Raw genomic sequence first — 24,602 nt, forward strand, 5'->3', positions numbered from 1 at the left:
CTGGTCGCGCGGGACACCGCTCAGTGCTGCCCAGACCTCGTCGATCCGGGACTGCGAGCTTCGGGGATGCGGATCCACATCGTGGATCGAAGGGACGAGCGGGTGCGCAGATGGAAAGCGACCAGTCCGACGAGGGCGCTCGCGGCGAACCAGGCCAGTTGCACCGCGAACCCCCCGAATGGCGTGGCATCGGAGAAACCGGCCGCCGTCGAAGCCTGCATTGCCCCGTAGGAGGGCAGCCAGCGCACGAGCTCGCTGTCTGCCCCGATGCTGGCGATGGGGTTCTGCACGGCCATGTCGAAGCAGCTGATCATCGCGATGGCGAACATGCCCTCCACCTCACGGCGCAGCAGCGCGCCGAGCGCGACACCCAGCGCCCCGTAGGTCATCGCCGCGCCGAAGAGCGCCGCAGCGACCAGGACAGGTTGACGAGGCGACCAATAGCAGCAGATGATCGCGGTGGCGTACGCGCAGACCACCACGGAGGCCACCACTAGGCAGGCGATCTTCGCCAGGCCCAGCGCGACCCGGGGATACCCGGCCATCGAAAGTCGCCGATCGAATGCACCACTGCTGAAAGTCGCCGCGAACATCATGAACCCGATGATCAGTGAGACCGCCATCAGGGCACCGCTGAGCTGGGCGAGCTGATTGCCGTTGGCGCGCAGCACGAGACCGGTGTCTCGAAGCCGGAACGGTACCTCGATATCGGTGACGGCCACTCGCACCAGGGTGATCAATATGGGGACGAAGGCGGCCACCAATAGCATGGCGAACCGGTTACGTGCGTGCTCGATGAGGCCGTAGCGGGTGGCGATCAGAAACAAGCGCATACCGTTGCTCATCCAACCTTCTCTTGCCTGCCTTGTAGGACCCCGTCGTGCAACCGCCACACCTGATCCAGCTTGTCGGTGTCGTGAGCCAGATGTGAGACGACCAGAACGGACCGGCCGGTGTCACGAAACTCTGTGACCAGATCCCAGAAACGCAGATACGTCTCCCAGTCGAAACCTTGGTATGGCTCGTCGAGCAGCAGAACCTGCGGGTCGTGCATCACCGCCAACGTCAGATTGAGTTTCTGCCGGGTGCCGCCGCTCAGCGTCGCGACCCGCTCACCGGTGTACTCGGAGAACCGGAGGATCTCCATGGTCTCCTCGGCCCGCCGCAGATCCGGAACGGCATAAGCGGCGGCGAACAAGTCGAGGTGCTGGCGTACGGTGAAGGCGTCGTTCAGAACGACCTGCTGCGGGCAGTAACCGAACCGCCCACGGTGCCGGATCGTTCCCCGATCCGGTCGCAGCTCTCCGGAGAGCACTTTCAACAGCGTCGACTTGCCCACTCCGTTCTCACCGACGATGCCCACCAGTGTCCCCGCGGGCAACACCATATCGACGCCACGCAGCACCGACCGCCTGCCGTATGAGTGGTGGACGTTCTCCACTTCCATCATCGCCCCTTGCCTGCCGCCGATGCATGGCCCGGCAACCGTTCGCATGCTACCAAGCAGTGACGAAAATCCGTGCGGGGACAGGTAATTCGCGTCACTATGCGGACTTGGCCTGCCGCCTCGCGACCGCGTTGATAGAGCGGGCCCGACCTGCACCCACGTATGTAGTCGCCATTCGGCAGAGGGCAACGCGTCGAATTCGAGATCGAGGGGCGAAATATTCTGCGCTTCAACTTGTCTCACCAACCATTGTTGGTGAGACATCACGGCAGAGAATGTTCGTCAGCCAGGCACAGCAGCTACGGAAACCGGTGCTCGGTCCGGGTCGAGGGGGTCCGGGGAATCAGAGCAGCAGTGAAGTGCCGCGACTGCAAGGGTTTACGGCCTGCTTGGAGCCGAGTCGGCGGCGGGGTAGTAGTAGAGCTCACCGCGCAAGCGTTCCAAATGCGGTGCTGCCGAGGCCGAGCTCTGCGTGTACCGATCGGCGAGCCGCGCCGTGAATGCCACATCTCGCATGCTCTCGTAGAGCGACACGTACTCCTTCCTTCGTCCGGATATACCCGGAAGTACGCGCAGCAGAGCGGGGAGGTAGCGGATCACCCCGTCGATCCGAGCGCGTCTCTCAGTCACCTGACGCTGCACTTGCTCGACGGCTTCACTGCGGGTGCACCCGGTTTCCTGACGGACCACCCGGACCAGGTTGTAGGGGATATGGTCGGCCTCGTCGCGGTCCAGTGACACCAGATCGTTCTCCGCCATGGCCACCCAGGAGATAAGTTCTTCGAGACGGCGGATCACCGGGTGTTTCCGCAGCGTCGACGGCACTTCCCAGTCCTGGCGCACCTCCAGAACGGCGGCAGCGATGTCGAACCCACCGGTCGAGTTCCGCAGCGGTAGCCAGTCGGCCGTGGTGGGGACGTAGCGGTTGATACGGTGGTGCGCTTCGCGTTCGCAGGCTTCGAACCAATCTCCGACGGTTTCCAGGAACCGCTCCTGCCACTCGATGGTGCGACCCTCGCGCACCTGCGGCCACACACCCGCCCATGCCGTCGCGATCGTGCCGGACCGCCACGGTGCCTGCGGATCCTGGCGCAGCACAGTCACCAGGCCACGCCGCAGCGCGGTGACAGTTTCCGGGTCCCGCAGCTGTGGATCATCGAACAGGTCATCCCATACGGCCAGCAGGGTGGTTATGCCGACGAAGGCCCGTTCACGAGCTGCGTCGGCCGGGGGCAAGAACTGGTGCGTCGGCGACCGGAACACTCCCACCCACCGGTGGTTGTGGTCGAACTCGGCCGAGGAGGCGATCAGGCCGGTGTCCATCATGAAGCTCTTCAGCCATGACATGGCCTGCGGCGAGACCGATTCGCCCCCGGCCTCGGACGTCGGCGTCGAGGGCCCCGAAACGGCCGGACGGGAAGTTCGCCGATCGAGTACCGACCGGGCATAACCGGTCATCGCATGGCGAACGCGAGAGTCAACCGGCAGACCGGCAAGCTGGTCCTGAGCCTGGTCGATGAATTCGTCGGCGACCGCCTGTGCCTCGTCCACGGCGCCCGAGGCGATTACGAGCTCACGGGCATGTGCGGCTTGCTCCCGCGTCATTCGCCGACCGAGCAGGCCGGCAAGACGTTGGTCGCGGGCAGCTGCACGGATCACGGGCAGTGTGTAGATGCCTTCGAACAGATCCGTGTTGACCGGCTTGCCCATTTCGTCGGCGGTCGAGGTCAAATCCAGGATGTCGTCACACAACTGGTAGGCCAGCCCGAAATATCGACCGAACTCGGCCAATGCCTGCTCCTGCTCGTCCGGACAACCGGCCTGCATCGCGCCGACCCGGCATGCGAACGACAGCAACGCCGCCGTCTTACCGCCGATCGACTCCAAGTAGGACTGTTCACTGCGGGAGGCCACATACTCATCGGCGGCCTCGATCACCATGCCCGCACACATCTGCTCACTCGCGATCAACCCCGCGGACACTTCGCGATGGCCGAGTTCGACCAGCATGCGCGTGCCCGATGTTGTTACGCAGTCACCAGCCAGTACAGCCATATGCGCACCCCACACCGCGTTGGTGCTCGGGTGGCCGCGACGCTGGTCGGCATGATCGATGACGTCGTCGTGGTACAGCGACCCCAGATGCAGCAACTCCACCCCGGCAGCGGCGCGCACCGCCCGGTGATCTGCCGGTGTCGCGGGATCGGTGAGCAGGTAGTACGACAGCAAGGTCAGCGTAGGACGCACCAGCCGACGAGACGTGTTCTGGCCCTCGTCAGTGAGTGCGGTCAGCTCGGGCCTGCCACGAAACTGTATGGGCCCGAGAACATCACGGACACGGTCCAGGTCCGCATCCAATTGCGGAAAGACCGCGGAATCGATCTCACTTGGCACGCGCACGCTCCTGAGTAGTGGCATCGGTCAGCTATACCGTTGATGCAGTTGAAATTTGACACCATAGCGCGCGGAAAATGTTGGTATCAGGCAATTTTGACGCCACTAGCGATCATCTCCGCCACCGGAGTCGCCGCCCGGCTGGCTGGGACGCCAGCGCGAGCACGGAGGCTTCCCCCTCGGCGATCGCACCCACTACCCAGTGGAGCCGGAGCGGCGTTCTACCCTCGACAGAATGTCTAGCGTTGCTATGATGTCGTCATGTCCGCCATCAGCGAGCGCCGCGAACGTGAACGCGCCCACCGTCATCAGCTGATCATCACGGCCGCGCGGGAACTCGCGGAGACCGAGGGCTGGGAGGCAGTGACGACACGGCGGCTGGCTGAACGTGTCGAGTACAGCCAGCCGGTGCTGTACAGCCACTTCAACGGTAAGGACGCGATCGTGAGCGCCGTCGCCTTGGACGGCTTCAGCGAACTCGCCGCCCACCTGAGCCGCGCACGGCAGGGCGCCGACCCCGGACAGAGCCTGCGCGCCGTCTGCCGCGCCTACCTGGAGTTCGCGACCGATCGACCTGCCCTCTACCAGGCCATGTTCATCCTGCCCACCGATCTGAAGTTCGCGAGCGCCGAAACACCGGCCCCGCTGCGGGCTGCTTTCGACGAGTTCGTGAGCTGCTTCCGGCCGGACAACACGCAACGCGAACTATTCGCCGAAGTCACCTGGAGCGCGTTGCACGGCATGGCCGTCCTGTCGGACAGCGGCCGGATCCCCGCAGACGGACAGGAGGAACGGCTCGACTTCCTCATCGCCCAGATCGCTGACACCCCAGCAAGCCCGTAAGCGGCTTGAAAACGCCAAGACCCTGCCACGCACCGCGCCGGTCGACCCGTCATCACAGTGCCGCGATGACCTGAGTTGCCGCCGAACCAGATCGGCGAGCGCCCCCTTCGCCGCGTTTCAGGATTTGTTCTGCCCCCGCGCACCAGCCCTCTGTCCATGGTCGAGCCGCCCATGGGAACCGGCCAGTTGGATCTCGAGCTTGTGCGGCACGGCTCGACGATTCCGTCCGGCTCACATGGTTATGGGCGGCTTTTCCGGCTGGCTGCGTCGAGGAGCAGTTTCGCGGCCACCGTTGCCCCGTCGGGACGGATCGTGCCGGCCACGGTCCTGGCTCGTGTTCGGGTCTCAGGAGTCAGGGCCGTGGTGAGCGCGGCGGACAGGGAGTCGACGGTCGGTGTCGAACCCGCGTGTGCCGCACCGATACCCAACTCGGCCACTCGGGCGGCCCAGTAGGGCTGGTCCGCGATCTGGGGCACGACCACCTGAGGCGCACCGGCGCGGGCGGCCGCCGTGGTGGTGCCCGCGCCGCCGTGGTGCACGACGGCCGCAACCTTGCCGAACAGTGCCTGCTGGTTGACCTCGCCGAGGACGAAGCAGTCGTCGGCGTCGTCGATCGGGGTCAGCTCGGCCCAGCCGCGGGCGAGCAGGACCCGGCGGCCCTGCGCGCGGACCGCCTCGATAGCCACCCGGGCGATATCCTTCGGGGCGTACGCGGCCATGCTGCCGAAGCCCACGTACACCGGTGGCGCGCCGGCGGCCAGGAACGCCTCCAGCCTGTCCGGTAGCGGGCGTTCGTCGGGCAGGATCCACGCCCCGGTCTGCACGACGTCGAGGTCGGTCATACCGTGCGACGGACACAACGTCGCGTCCGCCGCCAGCCACGGCTGGCCGGTAAGGACGTGATCGCGGACGTTGTCCACCGGTGGCAGGCCGATCGCCGCCCGATGGCTGTTGAGCGCCTCACCGTACAAGGCGTTCACCCGCTGGGCGTCCTGCTCCCACAGCACCCGGTTGTCGGTCTCCTCCTGCGGGGACGGTGTGCCAGGCCGTCTTCCTGGAGGGAAGCGCCGCGACGGCAGCCCGAGAAGGTGAAAGCACGCGAGCACGTAGTGGATGCCCAGTTTCTCGGCCACGTCCCGTGCGCCAGCTGGCATCAGTCCGGTGGCCAGCAGCGCGTCACATCCCTCAGCCGCCGCGGTGAGCGTTTCGAACCGCGCGGCGACCAACGCGGGAGCGAGCCGGAACGCGTCTTGCGCCGTCGGCGGCTTCGGGTTGGCGACGATGGAGTGCACCGTCGGGCCGAGCGGCACCAGCGGCACGTCGATACGCTCCAACAGCTTCGCGAACTCCTCGTCCGGCGGCGCGCACACCCGCGCCTGCGCGCCCAGCTCTCGCAACGCCGCCGCCAGTCCCGCCAGCGGTTCGACATCTCCGCGCGATCCCCACGTCGTCAACAACACTCGCACTTCGCAATTCCCCATTTCCGCAGATTCTGGCATTCGGCCGGTAATTCTGGGGTATGACCCGGGTCTTGCGGCAAGCCCCCCACTCCGATATATGTTGAAGTGGGGAGGAGTTGGGTCTCGTGGTCTTCGCCGATTCTCGTCCACTCTGGACGGACAGCCTCCACAGACAGAACCGTCACGGGCATCGTCGCCGAGGCCGGCTACCGCGCCGGTTGCAGACCTCCGGCGCTGTCCGCACCCGAGTGACCAGACACCCAGGTTGGCGAAGGAGCATGCTTGGTGTCGTGGTTCCGGCTAGCCACAAGGTCGACGGTTGCGGTGGAATCACTCGAGTATCAGGCGGATTCGCGCTCGGCGTGTGGCGCGCGGATCCGGATGCCTCACTGGCTGATGGCAGACAGGTCACGTCAATAGACCATCCTGTCCCGGTCGGCGGCGTTCCAGACGAATCGGTCGAGAAAATCGATCGCTACCAGGCTCCGCCGTCGCGGATCAACGCCACTCGGGCCCGCAAATCTGCCTGCAGGGGATATAGCCCACTGCGGCTTCAGCGCGAAATCCGTCCCGCGCTACCGCTCGAACCCCTCGGTTTCCTCTGGTACGCCCGTACTGCCAGCGCGGTAAGATCAAGGTGAGGGATCTGATCAGTTGGGGTTGAACCTCCAACCCGGGACCTCGGAAACACCCCGAGTGCGGCCATCGACGACTGGACGGCAGGAATCTTCGGCCCATATCTATCGCGCGGGTACGAGAAGAATGCGGGATTCACGCTATGCCTTCCAAATACCTGGTTCCGGTGACAAGAAGCAATCCGACGGATACGGGCTTGGTCGGACCCCCGATTCCGGAATTCGCACGCAGGGGCATATCTTCGCCGACCGACGTCGGCCGACGACCACGGACTGCCCACGTCCGTGTCGTCCGAACGCGGCCGTGTATCGGTGTCACGCTGTTCAGCGTGCTGGGTGAGGTCGACCTGCGCACCGTAGCGGAGTTCGAGCGGCAACTGCTCGCGACGCTGCACACTGCTGCACCGACAATCATCATCGACCTGTCCCAACTCGGTTTTCTCGGTGTGGCAGGCATGGAGGTGCTCGACGACGCGCGGGTGTGGTCGCAGCACACCCACGAGATGTACCTCGTCACCGGCACCGTGTGCGTGGACCGTGTGATCGCGGCCAGCGGTATGTCAGCGTGCTTCGACACCTTCACCAATCTCGACGATGCACTGCGTGAAGTGGCGAAGCGGCACGGTCACGCGTGAAGACACGGTCCTGTGTTGCCTCCCTGAATCGGTAGGTGGTCCGCTTACGCAGGTGATTCGCCCTGATTCAGCAGGGTGCCCAGGGTCATTGCGGCAAGGTGTTCTTCGAGCTGCCGCCTGTCGGGCGGGGGCGCGGTTCGAAATGGGTGCGCGGATAGAAACGACAGCACCATCCGGATTGTGGTGGCGTCCGACGCGGCCCGCCACATCATCGGCGGGCCGCGCCAGCAATTTGGGAGTTAGTGCCGTCCGCCGCTGATAGTGGTCTTCGGCTGATCGATACCGGTGGTGGCCTGCGCGGAGTGGGACCGGTCGAGCCGATGCAGGGCCAGCGCGGCAAGCGCGCCGATGGCTGCGAAGCCGACCCAAACCGCCCAATCGGATCCGGCGGCGTGGGCGGCGCCGACCACTGCGCCGGTGGTGAGGTTGCCGATCAGGATTCCGATGCCGACGACGGTGTTGTAGAACCCGTAGTGGGTGGCCACCAGCCTGCCATGGGCGAGAGAGACGACGGTGTCCATCTCGAAGGGAAACACCGCCGCTGTCCCGATCGCCAGCAGAGCCGCCGCCACCAGGAGTGCGACGATCGCGGCCACCGTCCCGAACCGTTGGGGATCCGGCACTAGCGCTACGGGGAGAAACGACACCGCCAGCAGGCTCATCCCGACGACCAGGCTGCGCCCGCCGCGCCACCGGGTCCGCAACCACGCGGTGATGCGCAACTGTCCCACCACCGCGACGACACCCGAGATCACGAATACCGCCGAGGTCACCTCCCGCGACCGCGCCCCGGCCACGTAGTCAGCTTGCAGTGGCAGCGCGAGATACACCTGGAACGACAGGACGTACGAGCCGATCATCGCCATCGCGAACGCCACGAACCGCCGGTTGGCGACCACAGTGCGCCAGTCCTCGAGCACCGTGGTCTGCTCAGCCCGAGTTTCGGCACGCCGGGCGGGCAGGGCGAACAGCTGTGCCACTGTCAGCACCGCGAACACCAGTGCAGCCGCGCCCGCGGTCACTGGGAAATCCAGCGCCATCAGCGCGAGTCCGAGCAAGGGACCGGCCAGGATGCCTGCCTGGTAAAAGATGTTGAACACCGCGAACGCTTCCACGCGCCGTTCTCCGGTGTCGGCCGCTAGGTAGGCGCGCACCGCCGGATTGAACAGCGCTCCGGCGAAACCTGTTGCCGCCGAGGCGATCAGCAAGCCCGGCAACGAGGTCGCGAACACCAGTAACGCGAAACCACCGGTCCGCAGGAAACATCCGGCCACGATCAGCGGTTTGTAGCCGAACCGGTCGGCGAGTGTGCCACCGATGAGGAACATCCCCTGCTGGGAGAAGTTCCGTACGCCGAGCACGAGGCCGACCGCCCATGCCGCCAATCCCAGTGGGCCGGCGAGGTATCCGGCCAGGTACGGCATCAGCATGTAGAAACCGAGATTGATGCCGAACTGGTTGATCATCAGCAGGCGGGCGGCGAGATCGAAGCTGCGGAACTTGGCGAGCAGGGTCATGACGCCTGCTCCCGACCATGGACGAGGTGTTTCGGATCGATGACGGTGGTGCAGCGAGTCCAGGAGTGTACGACTCGCTCGGTCGGGTGGGTGATGGTGTCGGGTTCGATCGGCGGATCGACATCGAACAGTCCGTGCTGCTCGCAGTAGGTGTCGTTGTAGATGGTGTCGAAGTATCGGTGCGGCCCATCCGGGAACACCGCCGCGATTCGCAATTCGGAATCGTGCGCGCGGGCGGCCCAGCCCGCCACCAGCGCGACCGCGCCTACGCTCCAGCCGCCACTTGCGTGGTGCGTGGCGGCCAGTGCACGGCATGCCCAGACGGCCTCCGACGGTGCGACCCAATGAATTTCGTCGAATGCGGCGTAGTCGACGTTGCGCGGATAGATGCTCGAGCCCAGCCCACGCATCAGCCGCGGACCGGCGGGCTGACCGAAGATCGTCGAGGCCACGGCGTCCACCCCGATCAGCTTCAGATCCGGGTTGAACCGCCGCAGCACCCGCGCCACCCCGGCCGAATGACCGCCGGTGCCGACCGCGCACACCAGCACATCGACACTACCGAGCTGTTCGATCAACTCGATCGCAAGCGACTCGTAGCCGTCGACGTTATCCGGATTGTTGTACTGGTCCGGGCACCACGCATCGGGTTCACGATCGAGCAACTCGAGCACCCGGTCACGCCGGGCTTGCTGCCAACCACCGAGCACATGTGGCTCGGTCACCAGATCGACCTGTGTTCCGTACGCGGCGAGCATCTGCGCCATGATCGGCTCCAGGCCTGGATCGGTGACCATGGTGACCGGATGCCGATACACCAATCCCGCCAGAGCCAGACCCAAACCCAATGTGCCGCTGGTGGATTCGATGATCCGGGCGCCAGGCGCCAAGTCGCCGCGCGCTTTGGCTCGCCGCACCATGTGCAGGGCGGGGCGGTCTTTCATTCCGCCCGGGTTGACCCCCTCCAGCTTGGCCCAGAACCCTCGACCCGCCGGTGCCAGCGGTTCGCCGACCCACAGAATCGGGGTGTTTCCGACCAACGTATCCGGGTGCCGGGCCGGGCCCGGCGCGGCCACCAGCGCCGCGGGAACCTCGGCACGCGTGTTGAGCACAACTTTGTCCATGACTGTCGCTTTCTGTATCGATACCGCCCCGTAGGGCGCAGAGACGTGCGGGCAGCGGACACCGGCCGACAGGGGACAACTCGACGGCCTGGCGCTGACCGATCAGCGTCGGGCGATACAGATACGCGTCAGCAGGGCTCTGCCGCTGACGATAGGCGTGGCCGCGGCAGGAGGACCACGCACTCCACCGGAACCAAGCCGGTACACCGGCGCGAAGATCACGGCCGCGCCCAGCATAAATAGGTACGACAGCAGCGGCACGAGACCGCCGGCGGTTACCGGTAGCGCAACCGTGACGACGCAGTGGACGTCATGCGGCGCACCGTGGTGCTCATCGGGATGGGCGATGGCTTGTGCCGCGTCAGCCACAGCCGAGGCGAAGAGGGCAGTGGTGGTCTGATGGGAGTGCTCATCAGTTCCATGGGAATGGCCACCGGCAGTGAGCAGGGTGCAGTGCAGCAGTGGCGCGATGAGCAGCGCTGCGGCAAGTAGCGCCAGCGCCAAGCCGGCGAGCCGCGACCGACCGGTGGGCTTCACAGCGACCACACGCCGGCATCGGACTCCTTGCTCACCATCGAAGCCTCCTCCCACACCCCGCTCGGACCTTCCGACATCCGTGCTCTCGCGCCGAGAACCCGGAAACACACTGCACGCCTTGTGTTTTCGGCTCGAATCTTCATGCTGTGGTGGGGATTTCAATCCCCGCGGCGTTGGGATCGGCCAGCGCATCAGGCAGTCGGCAGCGTGAACGCGGCGGTGCGGACGACATCGCCGTGCTTGAAGTCCAAGAACAGTCGGTAGGTTCCTGGGCCGGGGACGGCAGTGTGGAAGGCGACGCCCGGGCCAGGAGCGGTCACCCCGTCGCCGGGTTCGCCGTTCGGGTGGACGTGGACATAGGCCAGGTCGCCCGCTCGCAGGATCACCAGATGTCCGTAGGCGGCCAGGTAGGGCTGCAGATCGATGACCGGCTCACCGTTCTTGTGCACGGTCAGTGTGAGCAGTCGGCCGTCGCCGGGCACGAGATCACCCGCGAGGGTCACCTCGTAGCCGTCCACCGTCGCGGTGCGCGCGGCCGCCGGAACGGGTCGCGGTTCGTACGCGCCGGCGACAGCCAGATCCGCGCCGAGGGTGATTGTCTTGCCGAGCGCGCGTGGGGCGATATCGGTGAATACGCGGTACGCGCCCGCTTCCGGCAGCTTCAGCTTCACCGTCCAGGTGCCGTCGGTCTTGAGTTCGGGGTGCACGTGCCAGAACCCGGTCAGCTCCCGTTGCGCGACGATCAGGTGCAGGTCACGGCCGTGGATGGCGGTGTAGTCGGTGACCGCCGCACCGTCCGGCCCGAGGATCCGGAACCGGAAGTCGATCTCACCAGGGGTCGTGATCGGCTCCGCGAGCGCCAATGTGTAACCGTCCTGGGTGATCTGGAGTCCGCCCGGCAGTCCACCGCCGTGCGTGGCGTGGTCGCCGTGACCCATGTGGGCGGGTGCAACGGTGGTGCGGTGGGCATGAGCGTTGCGATCTGCGTGTGCCGCATGATCCCCGTGCGTGCCGTGATGATTGGTGTGCGTCTGCGTGATCATCGCCGTCTCTCCGATCTTGCTCTGGTTCTACCCAAAGGAAAAGTAATACCCCCCGGGGGTACAAGCAATATGGCGGCGTGTGATGCGCCTCACGTCGCCCCCCGGCCCCTGCGGGGATGCGGACCGGATCAGCGACAACAACGCCGGATGTTCGGGCAAGGCAAGCCAGACTTGCTTGGCAACTGAAATCTATTGAGCGACTGAATAAGCGATACGTTCGGGGCGAACCGATTTGCGGATAACCGATCGGCCCGGGAGATGCCGACACATGATCGCTCAGGGCTGCTTGCGGCGCGCGGCCGCGGCCGCGCGGGCTCGGTTCAGCTGATCCGGTGACAACGCGGCCGGGTGCAGCGGCAACTCGGGGGCAGCGTCGGTGCGGAAGCCGTTGAGCTGGACGGCAAGGTACCGCCGCCAGTTCTCCGGAGCGACCGGTTCGGTGATTGCCGCGACGAGGTGGATCATGCCGATGATTGCGAGAACATCGACCGGTTCCATGCTCTGCTCGACCACGCCGGCCTTTTTCGCGCGGTCGAGCAACACCGCGATCGGGAGCATGAGCTCGCCGCGATGGACTTCGAAAAGGATTGCCTCGTTTTGCAACTCGCTCATCGCGGTGGCGAATCCGCGGTTGCCCGCGATGATTTCGCAGGTGGCTTCCACAAATCGCGTGAGCCCTCTCCAGGGGTCGGGGTCGCGAGTCGCCGCTTGGGCCGAGTCGATGATCTGCCGAAGGTATCCCTCGAACAACTCATTGATCAGTTCCCTCTTGTTCGAGAACTGACGGTAGACGGTGCCGACACCGATACCTGCCGCGCCGGCAACGGCGTCGAGCGTCATTTCCATGCCGCGCTCGGCCAGCAACTGTTCCGCGGCGGTCAGGATGCGCTGACGGTTGCGGACCGCATCCGCCCGTTTGCGGCGGGGTTCGACGTCGCGATCGGCAGTCACGGTTTTGCGCCTACCTCGGGGTCGCCGATCGTGCCGCAAGCCCGCGGATGGCCTGGTCGACCATGAGTCGCATCCAAGATCGCTTGGCGACTCGATTCGATTCGTACAGCCACATCAGGATGGTATCCACTATCGACCAGAGGGCCACGGGTCGGAGTCAGCTGCGGCGCTTCTCGGCGACGTCGGCCATACCGTACATGAGTTTCTCGAGCAGGCCGATGAAGATCGTCTGTTCCGGTTTGGTGAGGGCGTTGGCCCACGCCTGCTCGCGCTCGTTGTGCTGACGGAAAGCGTCCGCGATGGCGTCATGGCCCGCTTCCGTCAAGGCGATCCGCACCGCGCGGCGGTCGCGCTCGGCACGTTCCCTCGTGACCAGGCCGTCGCGTTCCAGGGTGTTGACCAGGGCCGACACCGTGGCTCGGCTATTGCCGGACAGTTCGGCGATTCGCTTGGCCTCCATCGGCCCGGCCAGCCACAGGACGAAGAGGATGCGGAAACCGGGCCAGCTCCAACCGTGGGGGCGGTGGACCGACGCTTCGAGGTCGTAGACGAGCGCGCTGGTGACCCGGTGCAGGGTCAGCACCATCCGCATGGCCGTGGGATCGACTTGGGGGAGTTCGCGATTGGCCTTGTTCACCGCGTAGTCGACGAAGGTCAGGTAGTCGAGGTTGCGGGGGGACTCCGGAGCCGTGGTCATGAGCACAGGGTAATGACGTCCGCGCAGCCGGCGGCAGTGACGGGGAACGGGTCTTGCCAATGGTGTGGTTCACGCTACACTCGGCTGAAATTAATCAAACCATTTACTAATGGAGGGCTGATGACCACGAAGGCTTTCGCCTCTTCGGCGGATCTCGGCGAGAAGGTGCAGACGCTCGAGCTGCTCGCCGACGGTGTGTACGCGCTGACCGCCGAGGGGGATCCGAACATCGGCGCGATCGAGGGTGAGGATTTCGTCGTCTGCTTCGAGGCACTGGCCACGCCGGTCGCGGCGCGGCAATGGCTGGCGAAGCTGCGCGAGCACACCGACAAGCCGGTCAAATACCTGATCCTGTCGCACTACCACGCGGTGCGCACACTCGGCGCCAGCGCCTACGACGCGGAAGTGGTCATCGCGCACGACAACACGCGCAAGCTCATCGCCGAACGCGGACAACAGGATTGGGATTCCGAGTATGGGCGTATGCCGCGACTTTTCAAAGAGCCCGACACCATTCCCGGACTGGCCTGGCCCACCCAGACCTTCTCCGACTCGGTCACCATCGACCTCGGTGGCAACCGCGGCAACCTGCAGCTGAAGTTTCTGGGCCGCGGGCACACCGAGGGCGACATCGTGGCCTGGCTGCCCCAGCACAAGATCCTGTTTGCCGGGGACCTGGTCGAGGCCGAGGCCGCCCTGTACACCGGCGACGCCTTCCATCGGGAATGGGCCACCGGCACCCTCGACGCCGTCGAAGCACTGGGCGCCGAACAGCTCATCGGTGGCCGCGGCGCGGTGGCCCGGGGGCGTGATGCGTGCGACGCCGCGATCGAGCAGACCCGGCACTTCCTGCGGGTCATGCTGACCGAGGTGGGCACGGTGCACCAGCGTGGCGGAACCCTGAAGGAGGCGTTCGAGGCCACGCACGTGGCGCTGTTCGACCGCTACGGGCGCTGGCCGATTTTCGAACACTGCCTGCCGTTCGATGTCTCCCGCGTGTGGGACGAATTGTCCGGTATCGAGCGGCCCGTTATCTGGACCGCCGAGCGTGACCGTGAAGTCTGGAACCAGCTGCAGGACTGAGGAATTCGACATGACAACCGATAAGACGGTCGCCGTCATCGGCAATGGGCCGGTCGGTCAGACGACCGCGCTGCTGCTGGCCCGCTGGGGTATCCCCGTGATCGTGCTGGATGCCCGGCCACAGCGCGACGAGATCGGCTCGAAGGCCATCTGTCAGCAGCGTGACGTGCTCGATGTATGGGAATCCGTCGGCGCTGGACGCCGCATCGCGCAGGAGGGCGTTACCTGGACCACGGCCCGCACCTTCTACCGTGATCGCGAACTGTTCTCCTACGACCTGCCGGATTACGGCAAGTCGGCGTTCCCGGCGTTCGTCAATATTTCGCAGACCCGCACCGAGCAGATCCTCGACGAAGCCATCGCGGCGTCCGAACTGATCGACGTGCGCTGGGGCCATACCGTCACCGGAGTCGCGCAGGACGACACCGGTGTCCGCCTGCGCTGCGTCACTCCAGCGGGGGAGGCGGCCGTCACTGCTGCGTACGCCGTCGCGTGCGGCGGCCCGCGCAGCGATGACCTGCGCGGTGAGCTCGGCATCGACTTCGCCGGTGAATCCTTCGATGATCGGTTCCTGATCTGCGATATCCGGGCCGATCTGCCGGACTGGGCCACCGAACGCCGCTTCTACTTCGACCCGGAGTGGAATCCCGGCCGGCAAGTGCTCATTCATCCCTGCCCGGACTCGACGTTCCGCATCGACTGGCAGGTGCCCGGCGACTACGACCTCGACGCGGAGCGAGCCAGCGGCGCGCTGGACGCGCGGATTCGCCGGATCATCGGCGACACGGACTACGAGATCGTATGGAACTCGGTGTACCGCTTCCACTCTCGCGTCGTCGACCGCATGCGCGTGGGCCGGGTACTGCTGGCCGGCGACTGCGCCCACCTGGTGTCGCCATTCGGCGCGCGTGGCTTGAACTCCGGCGTCGCGGACGCCGAGAACGCCGCGTGGAAGCTGGCTTTCGTGCTCAACGGCTGGGCATCGGCGGAACTGCTGGAGAGCTACCACGTCGAGAGACACGCGGCCGCTCTGGAGAATATCGAGGTCACCACCGACACCATGAACTTCCTGGTGCCGCGCGATGACCAGCAGCGCCGGGTGCGCCGCGACACCCTCGAACGCGCGGCGGTGGATCCCGCTACCAGTGCGGCGGTCGACTCTGGTCGGCTGTCCGAGCCGTTCTGGTATGTCGATTCGCCGCTGACCACCCCGGATCCCGGCCGTCCCTTCCATGGTCGGCCGCCCCGTGGCACCGTTGCGCCCACTGCCCCGGGCATCATCGCGCCCGACGCGCCGGTCACCCTGCCCGATGGCGGGCACGGACGGCTACGGGAGTTCGCTCGCGACGGATTGCTGCTGCTGGCCGGACCGGGTGTGGATGTGCAGACCCTGGCGCGGTGCGCGACCACCGCCACGTCAGCGCCGATCCGGGTGCTGGAGATCGCGGCGATCGACCGCGAAGGGACACTTACTGCCGCATTGCGATCCGAACCCGGTGAAGTCTGGCTGGTGCGACCCGACGCCTACATTGCCGCGGCACTGGTCGAACCGAGTGTCGAAGAACTGACCGGTGCGATCCGGCGGGCCGGCGGTGCGCCGGCCGAGGTCGCCGTGGTGGCCTGACGGCGCGGTGCTCGAGTGCTCGTTTCAGCGTTGCCGACCGCCTAAATGGTCAATGATTTGACTATAAATCGAGGAGTTTTCGACATGGCCTACTACCGCCGGGTGGGACAGATCCCACCCAAACGACATACCCAGTTCCGCACCGGCGGCGGTGCGCTGTACTACGAGGAGTTGATAGGGGAGGAGGGATTCTCCAGTGACTCTTCGCTGCTGTATCACCGGCATATCCCCTCGGCGATCCGAGAAGCGGCGACATGGGAGCCCGGAGACCTTTCGCTGAGTCCCAACCATCCGCTCATCCCGCGGCATTTACTGTTGCCCGCGCTGTATGCGGGTGATGAGTGGAAGGCGATCGACGTGGTGACGGGTCGTCGACTGGTGCTCGGCAACGACGACGTCCGCATCTCCTATGTCGTCGCCGGTGCGGAATCACCGTTGTACCGCAACGCCATCGGCGACGAGTGTGTGTATGTCGAGTCGGGCGCGGGCCTCGTGGAGACGGTGTTCGGAGCGCTGCCGGTGCGGGAGGGCGACTATGTCGTCCTGCCCAGGGCGACCACACACCGATGGCTGCCGGTATCAGGAAAACCATTGCGCGCCTACGTGATCGAGGCGAACAGTCATATCGCGCCGCCCAAGCGCTACCTGTCGCGCTTCGGCCAGCTGCTCGAACACGCTCCGTACTGTGAACGCGATCTGCACGGCCCCGCCGAGCCGCTGTTGTCGGAGAAGACCGACGTCGAAGTCCTCGTCAAACACCGGGGACCCAACGGGATCGCCGGCACGCGCTATCTCGTTCCGCACCACCCGTTCGACGTTGTCGGCTGGGACGGCTGCCTCTACCCGTATACCTTCAATATCTCCGACTTCGAGCCGATCACCGGCCGGGTGCACCAGCCGCCGCCGGTGCATCAGGTGTTCGAGGGGAACAAATTCGTCATCTGCAACTTCGTTCCGCGCAAGGTGGACTACCACCCGCTATCGGTGCCGGTGCCGTACTACCACTCGAATGTCGACTCCGACGAAGTGATGTTCTATTGCGGCGGCGACTACGAGGCGCGCAAGGGCACCGGAATCGGGCAGGGATCAGTATCGCTGCACCCGGGCGGGCACGCGCACGGCCCACAGCCAGGTGCGGTCGAGCGCAGCCTGGGTAAAGAATTCTTCGACGAGCTCGCCGTCATGGTCGACACCTTCCGGCCGCTGCAGCTCGGCGAGGGCGCAATGGCCTGCGATGACGGCGTCTACGTCGGCAGCTGGTCGCGGGCGAACTCATGACCGGACTACTGGACGGTCTGGTCGACGATGCCGGACTGTTCCCGCCGACCGCATTGAGCATGCCCGACGCTGTCGCGCGGCACCGGGCCGACAGCCTCGCGGCCAGTCCGGTTCTGACGCACCGATTCCTGTGCCCGGCGAGCCGTATCGGCGAACTGCGCGCCCAACTCGAAATCGGCGACCGCATTCGCGTCGGCCTAATCGCGGACAAAGGCCTGTCCGGACTGGCGACCGCGCTTTCGGACATAGCAGCCGCCCCGGCTCTCGACTTGGCGCTGATCGAGTTCCCACTCGCTGCGGCGAACGTACCGGTGGCGGAGGTGATCGCCCAGCTGCCGGACCGTATACCGGTTTTCGTCGAGCCCACGGCCTACTCCGACATCGCGGTCCTCACCCCCGAACTGGCACGGCTCGGCGTCGGCCTGAAGCTCCGTTGCGGCGGCATTCGACCGGAATTGTTTCCGTCGGCACCCGCGCTGGCGGACGCACTGGTCGCCGCTGCCGGTGCGGGCGTCCCCGTCAAAGCCACCGCCGGTCTGCATCACGCGGTGCGCTACACCGATGAGCGGACCGGATTCACCCACCACGGATTTCTGAATTTGGTGCTCGCGGCCGCGGCCGCCGCCGGGGGCACGGACGCGGAAGCGATCGAGGCCACCCTGCTGAGCGACGACACCCTGCGGTTGGTGCGCGCGGCCACCACCCTGGATGCCGCGGCCGTCGCGGCCACACGTGGCCTGCTCACGAGCTACGGATCGTGCAGCACGACCATCCCGGTGGCCGAGGCCCAGGCCTTAGGACTTATCGACCCGGAAAGGATTTCACAATGACCACCACTTGGGCGCCGGTACCCGAGGGCTCCGGCTTCGGAATCGACAACCTGCCCTACGGAGTCTTCTCGCCATCGGGCGGAGTAACCCGCATCGGAGTCCGGATCGGTGATCATGTGCTCGATCTACGGGCGGCTCTGGACGACCAGGTGTTCGAAAGTGCTTCGCTGAACGACTTCATGGCTTGTGGGCGGGAATTCTGGACAGCGACCCGTCGTCGGATCACCGACTTGCTCACCGACCCGACGCAACGAGCCCGCGCGGCCGAGATATTGCATCCGGTGGACCAGGTCACGCTGCACCTACCGATAGAGGTAGCCGATTACGTCGACTTCTATGCCAGCGAGCACCATGCCACCAACCTGGGCACCATGTTTCGCCCGGATTCGGCTGCGCTGCTGCCGAATTGGAAGAATCTACCGGTCGGCTACCACGGCCGCGCAGGCACGGTCGTCGCCTCCGGCACTTCGGTGATTCGTCCTCGGGGACAGCGCAAGGCTGCGTCGGATCCGGTGCCGACATTCGGGCCGTCGGCGCGCCTCGATATCGAAGTCGAGGTCGGCTATGTGGTCGGCACACCCAGCAAACTGGGAAAGCCGGTGTCCACCAAGGATTTCGCCGACCATGTCTTCGGCGTGTGCCTGGTCAACGACTGGTCGGCCCGCGATATCCAAGCCTGGGAATACGTACCGCTCGGGCCGTTCCTCGGCAAGTCGTTCGCCACCTCGATCTCACCGTGGATCGTTCCGTTGGAAGCTCTGGCCGCCGCGCGGGTACCGACGCCGCCGCAGGATCCGAAACCGTTGCCGTACCTGGCGGAGTCGGAGCCGTGGGGACTGGATCTGCGGCTGGAATTCGCGCTGAACGGGCACACCGTGTCGCGGCCGCCGTACGCGCAGATGTATTGGTCTCCGGCGCAGATGCTCGCGCACATGACGGTCAACGGTGCGAGCCTGCGTACGGGTGATCTGTTCGCTTCGGGCACGGTGTCCGGACCGGCTGCGGATCAGCGTGGTTCGCTGATCGAACTCACCTGGAACGGAACCGAGCCGGTGCACCTGCCCGATGGCGGCACCCGCACGTTCCTGGAGGACGGCGATATCGTGACGCTGAGCGGATCCGCCCCCGGTCCTTCCGGTGCGCTGATCAGCCTCGGCGAGGTCACCGCCCGCATTCAACCACCGGAAGCAGTGCGTTGCTGACGCATTGTTCTGCGCGGCGGCGGGTACCGCGAGTCAGTCCGGGGTATCCGCCGCTGATGCCGCGAGTCCGCGGATAGCCTGGTCGACGAGCCGCTTCGCCAGCGAATCGTCCAGCGGGCCGGTACCGAAGAGCAAATGGAAGTAGATCGGCGCGTAGATCATCTCGGCCGCATCGCCCGGTTCGATGTCGGAACGGAACACGCCCTCGTCGACGCCTCGGCGAATCAGCTTGTCCACCGCGGCGTATCGGTCGTTCCAGAACCGGGTCTTGAAGTCGGCGAGGGTCGCCGGGTCGTACTGCCCTTCGGCAATGATCTGGGCGATCAGCCGCCCCTGCGGTCCGGCGTACCGAGCGACCAGTGACTTCACATGGGTTTCGAGGGCCTCGCGGACCGGAAGATCCTCCGGAACTCGGACCTGTGGCAAATGACCCTCCATGAAGGCGTCTATGACCACGGCGGCCTTGTTGGGCCACCACCGATAGATGGTCGCCTTACTGACCTTCGCCCGCTTGGCGATCATCTCGATGGTCAGCTTCTGGACGGTGGTCGCCCGTCTCCGATCCCGAACCAGTAGGTCCATGGTTGCGTCCAGGATCGCCTGTCGACTCGATTCGCTTCGTACAGCCACAAGAGGATGTTATCCCGAATCCATTGTCAAGCATGGTATTGGCATGGTTCTATAATCCATATACGATACGAAACGTTTCGGATGACATTAAGGGTGGTTAGCAATGAAGCTCAGCCGAATCTCCCGTTCGACGCCGGACGGCGACCAAACCAGGCTCGTCGCGGTCGAACCGGATCGGGATCGAGTGGTGGATCTAGCCCAGGCCTACCGCATCGGCCGTCAGCGCGGGTCGGCGTCCGACGCGGCCGCACAGCGGCTCGCGGCCGCGTACTTCCCGTCGAGCATGGCCGCCGCGATCGCGGCAGGTCCGGTATTCCTCGAGGCCGCGCGATGGGCGGTGGACCAGGCAGGTGACGATGCGTCGCTGCCGATCGGTGAGGTCGACTGGCAGCCCGCTGTCGATCCGCCGGTGATCCGCGACGGCCTGACTTTCCCGCTGCATATGAAGCAGTTCCACGAGAAGGTCGGCGGCGGTCTGCCGAATCCACAGCTTTTCAAGACTCCCGGCTACTTCAAGGGGTCCACCGGTGTGGTCTACGGGCACGACCAAGAGGTGCCCTACCCGGGCTACTCCGAATTCGTCGATTACGAACTCGAAATCGGGTTGATTGTCGGAGGCTACGGCAGCAACCTCACGCCCGATGAGGCGCAGTCCAAGTTGTTCGGTCTCACCATCTTCAACGACTTCAGCGCCCGCGATGTGCAGGGCTCCGAAATGGGGATGGGTATGGGCCCGCAGAAGTGCAAGGACTTCGCCTACGGTATCGGCCCGTGGATCACGACCATGGACGAGTTCCAAGACTTCGACGCCATCACCGGCTCCGTCCATGTCAATGGCGAGCAGTGGACCAGCACCAAGGCCGACGGCATGATCTACACCCCCGCCGAACTGCTGGCCTATGTCTCCATCGGCGACAACCTGCAGCCGGGTGACCTCATCGGCTCGGGCACGCTACCCAACGGCTCCGGCCTCGAAATCGACAAGAAGCTGCGGCCGGGCGATGTCGTCGAACTCGAGATCAGCGGCGTCGGCGTGTTGCGCAACCGGCTGAGCGCCGAACCCACGACCGCGCCGTGGTGGCCGGAGCCGCGTCCGTACCCCTTCGGTACGGCCACAGTCTGAGAGGAAACGCCCAATGACCGAAAACACCGTGATCGCGCCCGTTCGCCGGATCGTGACGGGCCACGACGAGAACGGCCGGTCGATCATCGTCAGCGTCGGCGACTGCCCGAATGTCTTTGTGTCCGAGGATGTTCCAGGATTCGGTGCGAGTGTCGCCTGGCTCACCGAGCCCGGCGATATCTCCAATGCCGGAAACGAGGACACAGCCACCGCTGACACACAGGTGCCCATGTACCCCAAGGTGGGTGGCAGCATCTTCCGGATCGCCACCTTCCCGCCGGATGCCGCATACAGCGACCGCGCGGCGAAGACGATGTTCAGCGAATTCGGTGGCGAGCACGCGCGTGCTGCGGCGGAGCAGGATTCCCGGCACTTCTGGTTCCACCGCACCGACTCCCTCGACTACGGCATCGTGCTCGACGGTGAGATCTGGCTGATGACCGACGAGGGTGAATGCTTGATGAAACCCGGCGACGTCGTCGTCCAGCGCGGCACCAGCCATTCGTGGTCCAACCGCAGCGATAAGCCGTGCCGGATGGCGTTCATCCTGCTCGGTTCGCTGCCGCTGTTCGACGAGGCGCGGCCGTGACCAGTGATGTGGTGTGGCGGCCCAGCTCGGAGCGGGTGGCCGCCGCGGAGGTCACTCGCTTCCGGGCGGGTTTGCCCCCCGAACTTCGGGATGCCGAGTACCTGGATCTGTGGCGCTGGTCGACCGAACATCCGGACCGGTTCTGGCTGGCCATGGCCGACTTCGAGGATGTCCGGCTGGGTGGCGCACCGACCGGTCCGGTCGCTCCGGACGAAATGATTGGTGGCGCTTGGTTTCCCGGCCGCACCGTCAACTATGCCGAGCACATGCTGCGCAAGGCCCCCAAGACCGCGCTGATCATTGTGGACGACGACAACCGGTCGCATACCGTATCGCGCGCGGAGCTGCACCGGCAGGTGGCGGCCCTGGCCGCGGCGCTGCGGTCGATGGGCGTGCTGCCCGGTGACCGGGTGGCCGCGGTACTGCCCAATCGATCCGAGGCCGTGGTCGCACTGCTCGCGTGTGCCGCGGTCGGTGCCATCTGGTCGGTGTGTTCGCCGGAATTCGGCACCAGTGCGATCGTCTCCCGCTTCGCTCAACTGAGCCCGCGGGTACTCATCGCCGCGGACGGCTACCGGCACGGTGGACGCGAGCACGAGCGAACCGTCGAAATGACCGAGGTGGCAGCCGAATTGCCGGATCTCGAGCACGTGATCTGGGTGGATGATCTGCGTCCGGGGCAATGGCCCGCCTTCGACGTTCCGGTGCGAACCTGGGCTGCCGTCACCGACGCAGACACCGAACTTCAATGCACCGATGTGCCATTCGAGCATCCGCTGTGGGTGCTGTTCTCTTCCGGCACAACGGGAATCCCCAAGGGCATCGTGCACGGCCACGGCGGTGTGCTGTTGGAGCATCTGAAGATGCTGCGCATCCACAGCGATGTGCGGGCGGGCGATCACTACATGAACGTCGCCAGCACGGCTTGGGTGGTCTGGAACATGCTGGTCTCCGGCCTGGGCGTCGGCGCGACGGTGGTGCTGCTCGACGGTAGCCCGGTCCGGCCCGAACTGGGCCGCGTCTGGCAGGTCGCGGCCGAACACGACGTCGACGTCATGGGACTCAGCGCTGGCTATATCCACGCCTGCCTGAAGGCGGGCGTGCAGCCGCCCCGAAGCCGGTTGCGCACGCTCCAGGTGACCGGATCACCCCTGTCGGAAGCCGGATTCGATTGGGTCTACGAGCATTTCGACGATATGTGGCTGTCATCGATGAGCGGTGGCACCGACATCTGTTCCATCTTCGTCGGCGGCGTCCCGGAACTGCCGGTGCGCAAGCCGCGACTACAGGCACCGGCACTCGGTGTCGCGGTCGCCGCGTGGGACGCTGACGGTAATCCGGTGGCGGGGGAGCAGGGCGAACTGGTCGTCACCAAGCCGATGCCGTCCATGCCGCTGCGATTCTGGAACGACCCGGACAACAGGCGCTACCTGGCCAGCTACTTCGAGATGTTCCCCGGCATCTGGCGGCACGGCGATTTCATCGAATTCGACGCTGACGGCAGTTCGGTGATCCACGGGCGTTCGGATTCCACATTGAATCGCCAGGGCATCCGGATCGGATCGGCGGAGATCTACCGTGTCGTCGAGGATTTCTCCGAAGTGCGGGAATCCCTGGTCGTGGGGGCCGAACTCGGCGCCGACGACTACGACATGGTGTTGTTCGTGGCGGCGATCGACGGTGTGGATCACGATGCGCTGCGGCCTCGGATCGCGGAAGCGCTGCGTACCTTGCTGTCGCCGCGGCATGTACCCGACGACATCGTGTTCGTGCGCGCCATCCCGCATACGCGGACTGGGAAGAAGCTGGAGGTCCCCGTCAAGCGCATGCTCCAGGGCGCGGCCCTGACCGATGTCGTGGACCTGGGCGCGGTGGACGACAGCGATCTGCTGCGGGAATACGAGGACTTCGCACACCGACGACACACTCTGGAGACAGTATGAGCAACGACGTCAGCTTTCACATCGGCACCTTCGCAGACGGAGACCAGCCGCCATATCCGGGAATCGTCGTGGCCGGGCGCGTGTACGACACGCGCACGGTCCTGCCACATACGTCGACGGCGGCGATGCTTCGCGACTGGGAGCCTGCCCTGCGCTCCTTGCAGGACTTGGCGAATACGGTGACCGGCGACGGCCGTCCGGTGGAGGAATTACGCGTGCTCGCGCCGGTGCAGCGGCCCGGGCAGATCTTCGCGGCGGGCGCCAACTACCGCGAGCACATCATCCAGATCACGGTCGCCCACCGTATCGGAACCCCCGGCGCGTCCGAAGCGGAACTGCGTGAGCAGGCCGCCCGGGAGACCGACGAGCGGGCCGCCCATGGCGACCCCTATGTCTGGGTCGGCGTGCCGACAGCCATCAGCGGTGCCTATGACGACGTGATCCTGCCGTCCGTGGGCGAAAACCACGACTGGGAACTGGAACTCGGTGTGATCATCGGACGCCGGACTCGCGATGTCGGCGTGGCCGAGGCCATCGACTCGGTCGCCGCATACACCATCTGCAACGACCTGACCACGCGGAGTCTGGTGCCGCGCAGCGATATTCCGATGATGGGCACCGATTGGATGCGGGCGAAGAACGCGCCCACCTTCTATCCGACCGGGCCGTATCTCACCCCGGCGAAATTCGTGTCGGACCCGCTCGATCTGGAGATCACCCTGCACCTCAACGGCGACCTGATGCAGAAGGGATCGACCAGCGACATGCTGTTCGGCCCCGCGCAGCTGATCTCCTATATCTCCCGCTACACCACGCTCGAGCCGGGCGACATGGTCATCACCGGTTCGCCCGCGGGCAACGGCTCACACCATGGGCGGTTCCTGCGCGCGGGGGACGTGATGGAGGCCGAGATCACCGGCCTCGGAAAGCAGCGCACCGTCTGCCGATCGGCCTCCACCCAGGGCTGATCGAGGGCGAGCGCACCGAGGGCCCGACCGCAGTACCACCGCGGTCGGG

22 protein-coding genes are annotated in these 24,602 nt (G+C 65.6%); 11 read left to right on the plus strand and 11 right to left on the minus strand.

All coding sequences use genetic code 11. The features are described 5' to 3' along the window. Nucleotides 1-20: 20 nt before the first annotated feature. From ACIBG0_RS25750 to ACIBG0_RS25760, 3 genes are all read right to left on the minus strand, one after another. The gene (locus ACIBG0_RS25750) at nucleotides 21-845 is read right to left on the minus strand and encodes an ABC transporter permease (protein WP_397035537.1); all 825 of its coding nucleotides are present in this window, start codon (nucleotides 843-845) and stop codon (nucleotides 21-23) included. Next, complete coding sequence (locus ACIBG0_RS25755) at nucleotides 842-1,447, minus strand: ABC transporter ATP-binding protein (RefSeq protein WP_397035538.1); 606 nt, start codon at nucleotides 1,445-1,447, stop codon at nucleotides 842-844. The genes ACIBG0_RS25750 and ACIBG0_RS25755 overlap by 4 nt, the downstream gene beginning before the upstream one ends. Before the next feature lie 378 nt (nucleotides 1,448-1,825). Continuing rightward, nucleotides 1,826-3,841 (minus strand): polyprenyl synthetase family protein, encoded by a 2,016-nt coding sequence (locus ACIBG0_RS25760; RefSeq protein ID WP_397035539.1) that lies wholly within the window; start codon nucleotides 3,839-3,841, stop codon nucleotides 1,826-1,828. Nucleotides 3,842-4,102: 261 nt separating this feature from the next. Between ACIBG0_RS25760 and ACIBG0_RS25765 the strand changes: the two genes are divergently transcribed. Beyond that, on the plus strand, nucleotides 4,103-4,684 hold the full coding sequence (locus ACIBG0_RS25765) for a TetR/AcrR family transcriptional regulator (RefSeq protein ID WP_397035540.1): 582 nt from the start codon (nucleotides 4,103-4,105) through the stop codon (nucleotides 4,682-4,684). 239 nt (nucleotides 4,685-4,923) lie between these two features. On the opposite strand, the gene ACIBG0_RS25770 is transcribed toward ACIBG0_RS25765, so the two are convergent. Then, on the minus strand, nucleotides 4,924-6,165 hold the full coding sequence (locus ACIBG0_RS25770; protein ID WP_397035541.1) for a glycosyltransferase: 1,242 nt from the start codon (nucleotides 6,163-6,165) through the stop codon (nucleotides 4,924-4,926). A gap of 757 nt (nucleotides 6,166-6,922) precedes the next feature. Between ACIBG0_RS25770 and ACIBG0_RS25775 the strand changes: the two genes are divergently transcribed. Next, nucleotides 6,923-7,414, plus strand: a complete 492-nt coding sequence (locus ACIBG0_RS25775; RefSeq protein WP_397035542.1) for an STAS domain-containing protein — start codon at nucleotides 6,923-6,925, stop codon at nucleotides 7,412-7,414. A gap of 239 nt (nucleotides 7,415-7,653) precedes the next feature. Here ACIBG0_RS25775 and ACIBG0_RS25780 read toward each other — a convergent pair whose 3' ends face one another. From ACIBG0_RS25780 to ACIBG0_RS25805, 6 genes are all read right to left on the minus strand, one after another. After that, nucleotides 7,654-8,931 (minus strand): MFS transporter, encoded by a 1,278-nt coding sequence (locus ACIBG0_RS25780; RefSeq protein WP_397035543.1) that lies wholly within the window; start codon nucleotides 8,929-8,931, stop codon nucleotides 7,654-7,656. Further along, on the minus strand, nucleotides 8,928-10,055 hold the full coding sequence (locus ACIBG0_RS25785) for a PLP-dependent cysteine synthase family protein (protein WP_397035544.1): 1,128 nt from the start codon (nucleotides 10,053-10,055) through the stop codon (nucleotides 8,928-8,930). Before ACIBG0_RS25785 ends, ACIBG0_RS25780 begins: the two co-directional genes overlap by 4 nt. Before the next feature lie 102 nt (nucleotides 10,056-10,157). Continuing rightward, on the minus strand, nucleotides 10,158-10,601 hold the full coding sequence (locus tag ACIBG0_RS25790) for a hypothetical protein (protein WP_397035545.1): 444 nt from the start codon (nucleotides 10,599-10,601) through the stop codon (nucleotides 10,158-10,160). 182 nt (nucleotides 10,602-10,783) lie between these two features. Next, on the minus strand, nucleotides 10,784-11,635 hold the full coding sequence (locus ACIBG0_RS25795) for a hypothetical protein (RefSeq protein ID WP_397035546.1): 852 nt from the start codon (nucleotides 11,633-11,635) through the stop codon (nucleotides 10,784-10,786). A gap of 276 nt (nucleotides 11,636-11,911) precedes the next feature. Beyond that, nucleotides 11,912-12,586: a TetR/AcrR family transcriptional regulator gene (locus ACIBG0_RS25800; RefSeq protein ID WP_397035547.1), complete on the minus strand. Its 675-nt coding sequence runs from the start codon at nucleotides 12,584-12,586 to the stop codon at nucleotides 11,912-11,914. Between the two features lie 157 nt (nucleotides 12,587-12,743). Beyond that, complete coding sequence (locus tag ACIBG0_RS25805) at nucleotides 12,744-13,283, minus strand: MarR family winged helix-turn-helix transcriptional regulator (protein WP_397035548.1); 540 nt, start codon at nucleotides 13,281-13,283, stop codon at nucleotides 12,744-12,746. A 120-nt stretch (nucleotides 13,284-13,403) separates the two neighbouring features. Here ACIBG0_RS25805 and ACIBG0_RS25810 point away from each other — a divergent pair, with 120 nt between their 5' ends. The 5 genes from ACIBG0_RS25810 to fahA all read left to right on the plus strand — a co-directional run bounded on the left by ACIBG0_RS25810 (nucleotide 13,404) and on the right by fahA (nucleotide 19,300). Next, the gene (locus ACIBG0_RS25810; RefSeq protein ID WP_397035549.1) at nucleotides 13,404-14,366 is read left to right on the plus strand and encodes an MBL fold metallo-hydrolase; all 963 of its coding nucleotides are present in this window, start codon (nucleotides 13,404-13,406) and stop codon (nucleotides 14,364-14,366) included. Nucleotides 14,367-14,376: 10 nt separating this feature from the next. Then, entirely contained in the window at nucleotides 14,377-15,990 is a 1,614-nt protein-coding gene (locus ACIBG0_RS25815) for an FAD-dependent monooxygenase (protein ID WP_397035550.1), read from the plus strand. Nucleotides 15,991-16,074: 84 nt separating this feature from the next. Continuing rightward, nucleotides 16,075-17,268, plus strand: coding sequence for a homogentisate 1,2-dioxygenase (locus tag ACIBG0_RS25820; protein WP_397035551.1), 1,194 nt, complete (start codon nucleotides 16,075-16,077; stop codon nucleotides 17,266-17,268). After that, on the plus strand, nucleotides 17,265-18,098 hold the full coding sequence (locus ACIBG0_RS25825) for a hypothetical protein (protein WP_397035553.1): 834 nt from the start codon (nucleotides 17,265-17,267) through the stop codon (nucleotides 18,096-18,098). Before ACIBG0_RS25820 ends, ACIBG0_RS25825 begins: the two co-directional genes overlap by 4 nt. Beyond that, nucleotides 18,095-19,300 carry a fumarylacetoacetase gene (fahA, locus tag ACIBG0_RS25830; protein ID WP_397035555.1) on the plus strand — a complete coding sequence of 402 codons (1,206 nt, stop codon included), beginning with the start codon at nucleotides 18,095-18,097 and terminating at the stop codon, nucleotides 19,298-19,300. The genes ACIBG0_RS25825 and fahA overlap by 4 nt, the downstream gene beginning before the upstream one ends. A gap of 33 nt (nucleotides 19,301-19,333) precedes the next feature. Here fahA and ACIBG0_RS25835 read toward each other — a convergent pair whose 3' ends face one another. Beyond that, nucleotides 19,334-19,930 carry a TetR/AcrR family transcriptional regulator gene (locus tag ACIBG0_RS25835; protein WP_397035556.1) on the minus strand — a complete coding sequence of 199 codons (597 nt, stop codon included), beginning with the start codon at nucleotides 19,928-19,930 and terminating at the stop codon, nucleotides 19,334-19,336. A gap of 103 nt (nucleotides 19,931-20,033) precedes the next feature. Here ACIBG0_RS25835 and ACIBG0_RS25840 point away from each other — a divergent pair, with 103 nt between their 5' ends. The 4 genes from ACIBG0_RS25840 to ACIBG0_RS25855 are packed head-to-tail and all read left to right on the plus strand — an operon-like array spanning nucleotide 20,034 to nucleotide 24,553. Further along, nucleotides 20,034-21,053, plus strand: a complete 1,020-nt coding sequence (locus ACIBG0_RS25840; RefSeq protein WP_397035558.1) for a fumarylacetoacetate hydrolase family protein — start codon at nucleotides 20,034-20,036, stop codon at nucleotides 21,051-21,053. A gap of 13 nt (nucleotides 21,054-21,066) precedes the next feature. After that, nucleotides 21,067-21,642 (plus strand): cupin domain-containing protein, encoded by a 576-nt coding sequence (locus ACIBG0_RS25845; RefSeq protein ID WP_397035560.1) that lies wholly within the window; start codon nucleotides 21,067-21,069, stop codon nucleotides 21,640-21,642. Further along, the gene (locus ACIBG0_RS25850) at nucleotides 21,639-23,585 is read left to right on the plus strand and encodes an acetoacetate--CoA ligase (protein ID WP_397035561.1); all 1,947 of its coding nucleotides are present in this window, start codon (nucleotides 21,639-21,641) and stop codon (nucleotides 23,583-23,585) included. Before ACIBG0_RS25845 ends, ACIBG0_RS25850 begins: the two co-directional genes overlap by 4 nt. Continuing rightward, nucleotides 23,582-24,553: a fumarylacetoacetate hydrolase family protein gene (locus ACIBG0_RS25855; protein ID WP_397035562.1), complete on the plus strand. Its 972-nt coding sequence runs from the start codon at nucleotides 23,582-23,584 to the stop codon at nucleotides 24,551-24,553. The genes ACIBG0_RS25850 and ACIBG0_RS25855 overlap by 4 nt, the downstream gene beginning before the upstream one ends. Nucleotides 24,554-24,602: the final 49 nt, after the last annotated feature.

Source organism: Nocardia sp. NPDC050630 (genome assembly GCF_044457245.1).
Lineage (GTDB): Bacteria > Actinomycetota > Actinomycetes > Mycobacteriales > Mycobacteriaceae > Nocardia.

What these genes read in the sequence shown, in the direction of transcription:
- ACIBG0_RS25765 (WP_397035540.1), top strand. Translation starts at nt 4,103, where the DNA reads ATGTCCGCCATCAGCGAGCGCCGCGAACGTGAACGCGCCCACCGTCAT.
- ACIBG0_RS25795 (WP_397035546.1), bottom strand. Translation starts at nt 11,635, where the DNA reads ATGATCACGCAGACGCACACCAATCATCACGGCACGCACGGGGATCAT.
- ACIBG0_RS25775 (WP_397035542.1), top strand. Translation starts at nt 6,923, where the DNA reads ATGCCTTCCAAATACCTGGTTCCGGTGACAAGAAGCAATCCGACGGAT.
- ACIBG0_RS25770 (WP_397035541.1), bottom strand. Translation starts at nt 6,165, where the DNA reads ATGGGGAATTGCGAAGTGCGAGTGTTGTTGACGACGTGGGGATCGCGC.
- ACIBG0_RS25750 (WP_397035537.1), bottom strand. Translation starts at nt 845, where the DNA reads ATGAGCAACGGTATGCGCTTGTTTCTGATCGCCACCCGCTACGGCCTC.
- ACIBG0_RS25845 (WP_397035560.1), top strand. Translation starts at nt 21,067, where the DNA reads ATGACCGAAAACACCGTGATCGCGCCCGTTCGCCGGATCGTGACGGGC.
- ACIBG0_RS25780 (WP_397035543.1), bottom strand. Translation starts at nt 8,931, where the DNA reads ATGACCCTGCTCGCCAAGTTCCGCAGCTTCGATCTCGCCGCCCGCCTG.
- ACIBG0_RS25810 (WP_397035549.1), top strand. Translation starts at nt 13,404, where the DNA reads ATGACCACGAAGGCTTTCGCCTCTTCGGCGGATCTCGGCGAGAAGGTG.
- ACIBG0_RS25815 (WP_397035550.1), top strand. Translation starts at nt 14,377, where the DNA reads ATGACAACCGATAAGACGGTCGCCGTCATCGGCAATGGGCCGGTCGGT.
- ACIBG0_RS25825 (WP_397035553.1), top strand. Translation starts at nt 17,265, where the DNA reads ATGACCGGACTACTGGACGGTCTGGTCGACGATGCCGGACTGTTCCCG.
- ACIBG0_RS25855 (WP_397035562.1), top strand. Translation starts at nt 23,582, where the DNA reads ATGAGCAACGACGTCAGCTTTCACATCGGCACCTTCGCAGACGGAGAC.
- ACIBG0_RS25805 (WP_397035548.1), bottom strand. Translation starts at nt 13,283, where the DNA reads ATGACCACGGCTCCGGAGTCCCCCCGCAACCTCGACTACCTGACCTTC.
- ACIBG0_RS25840 (WP_397035558.1), top strand. Translation starts at nt 20,034, where the DNA reads ATGAAGCTCAGCCGAATCTCCCGTTCGACGCCGGACGGCGACCAAACC.
- ACIBG0_RS25820 (WP_397035551.1), top strand. Translation starts at nt 16,075, where the DNA reads ATGGCCTACTACCGCCGGGTGGGACAGATCCCACCCAAACGACATACC.
- ACIBG0_RS25785 (WP_397035544.1), bottom strand. Translation starts at nt 10,055, where the DNA reads ATGGACAAAGTTGTGCTCAACACGCGTGCCGAGGTTCCCGCGGCGCTG.
- ACIBG0_RS25755 (WP_397035538.1), bottom strand. Translation starts at nt 1,447, where the DNA reads ATGGAAGTGGAGAACGTCCACCACTCATACGGCAGGCGGTCGGTGCTG.
- fahA (WP_397035555.1), top strand. Translation starts at nt 18,095, where the DNA reads ATGACCACCACTTGGGCGCCGGTACCCGAGGGCTCCGGCTTCGGAATC.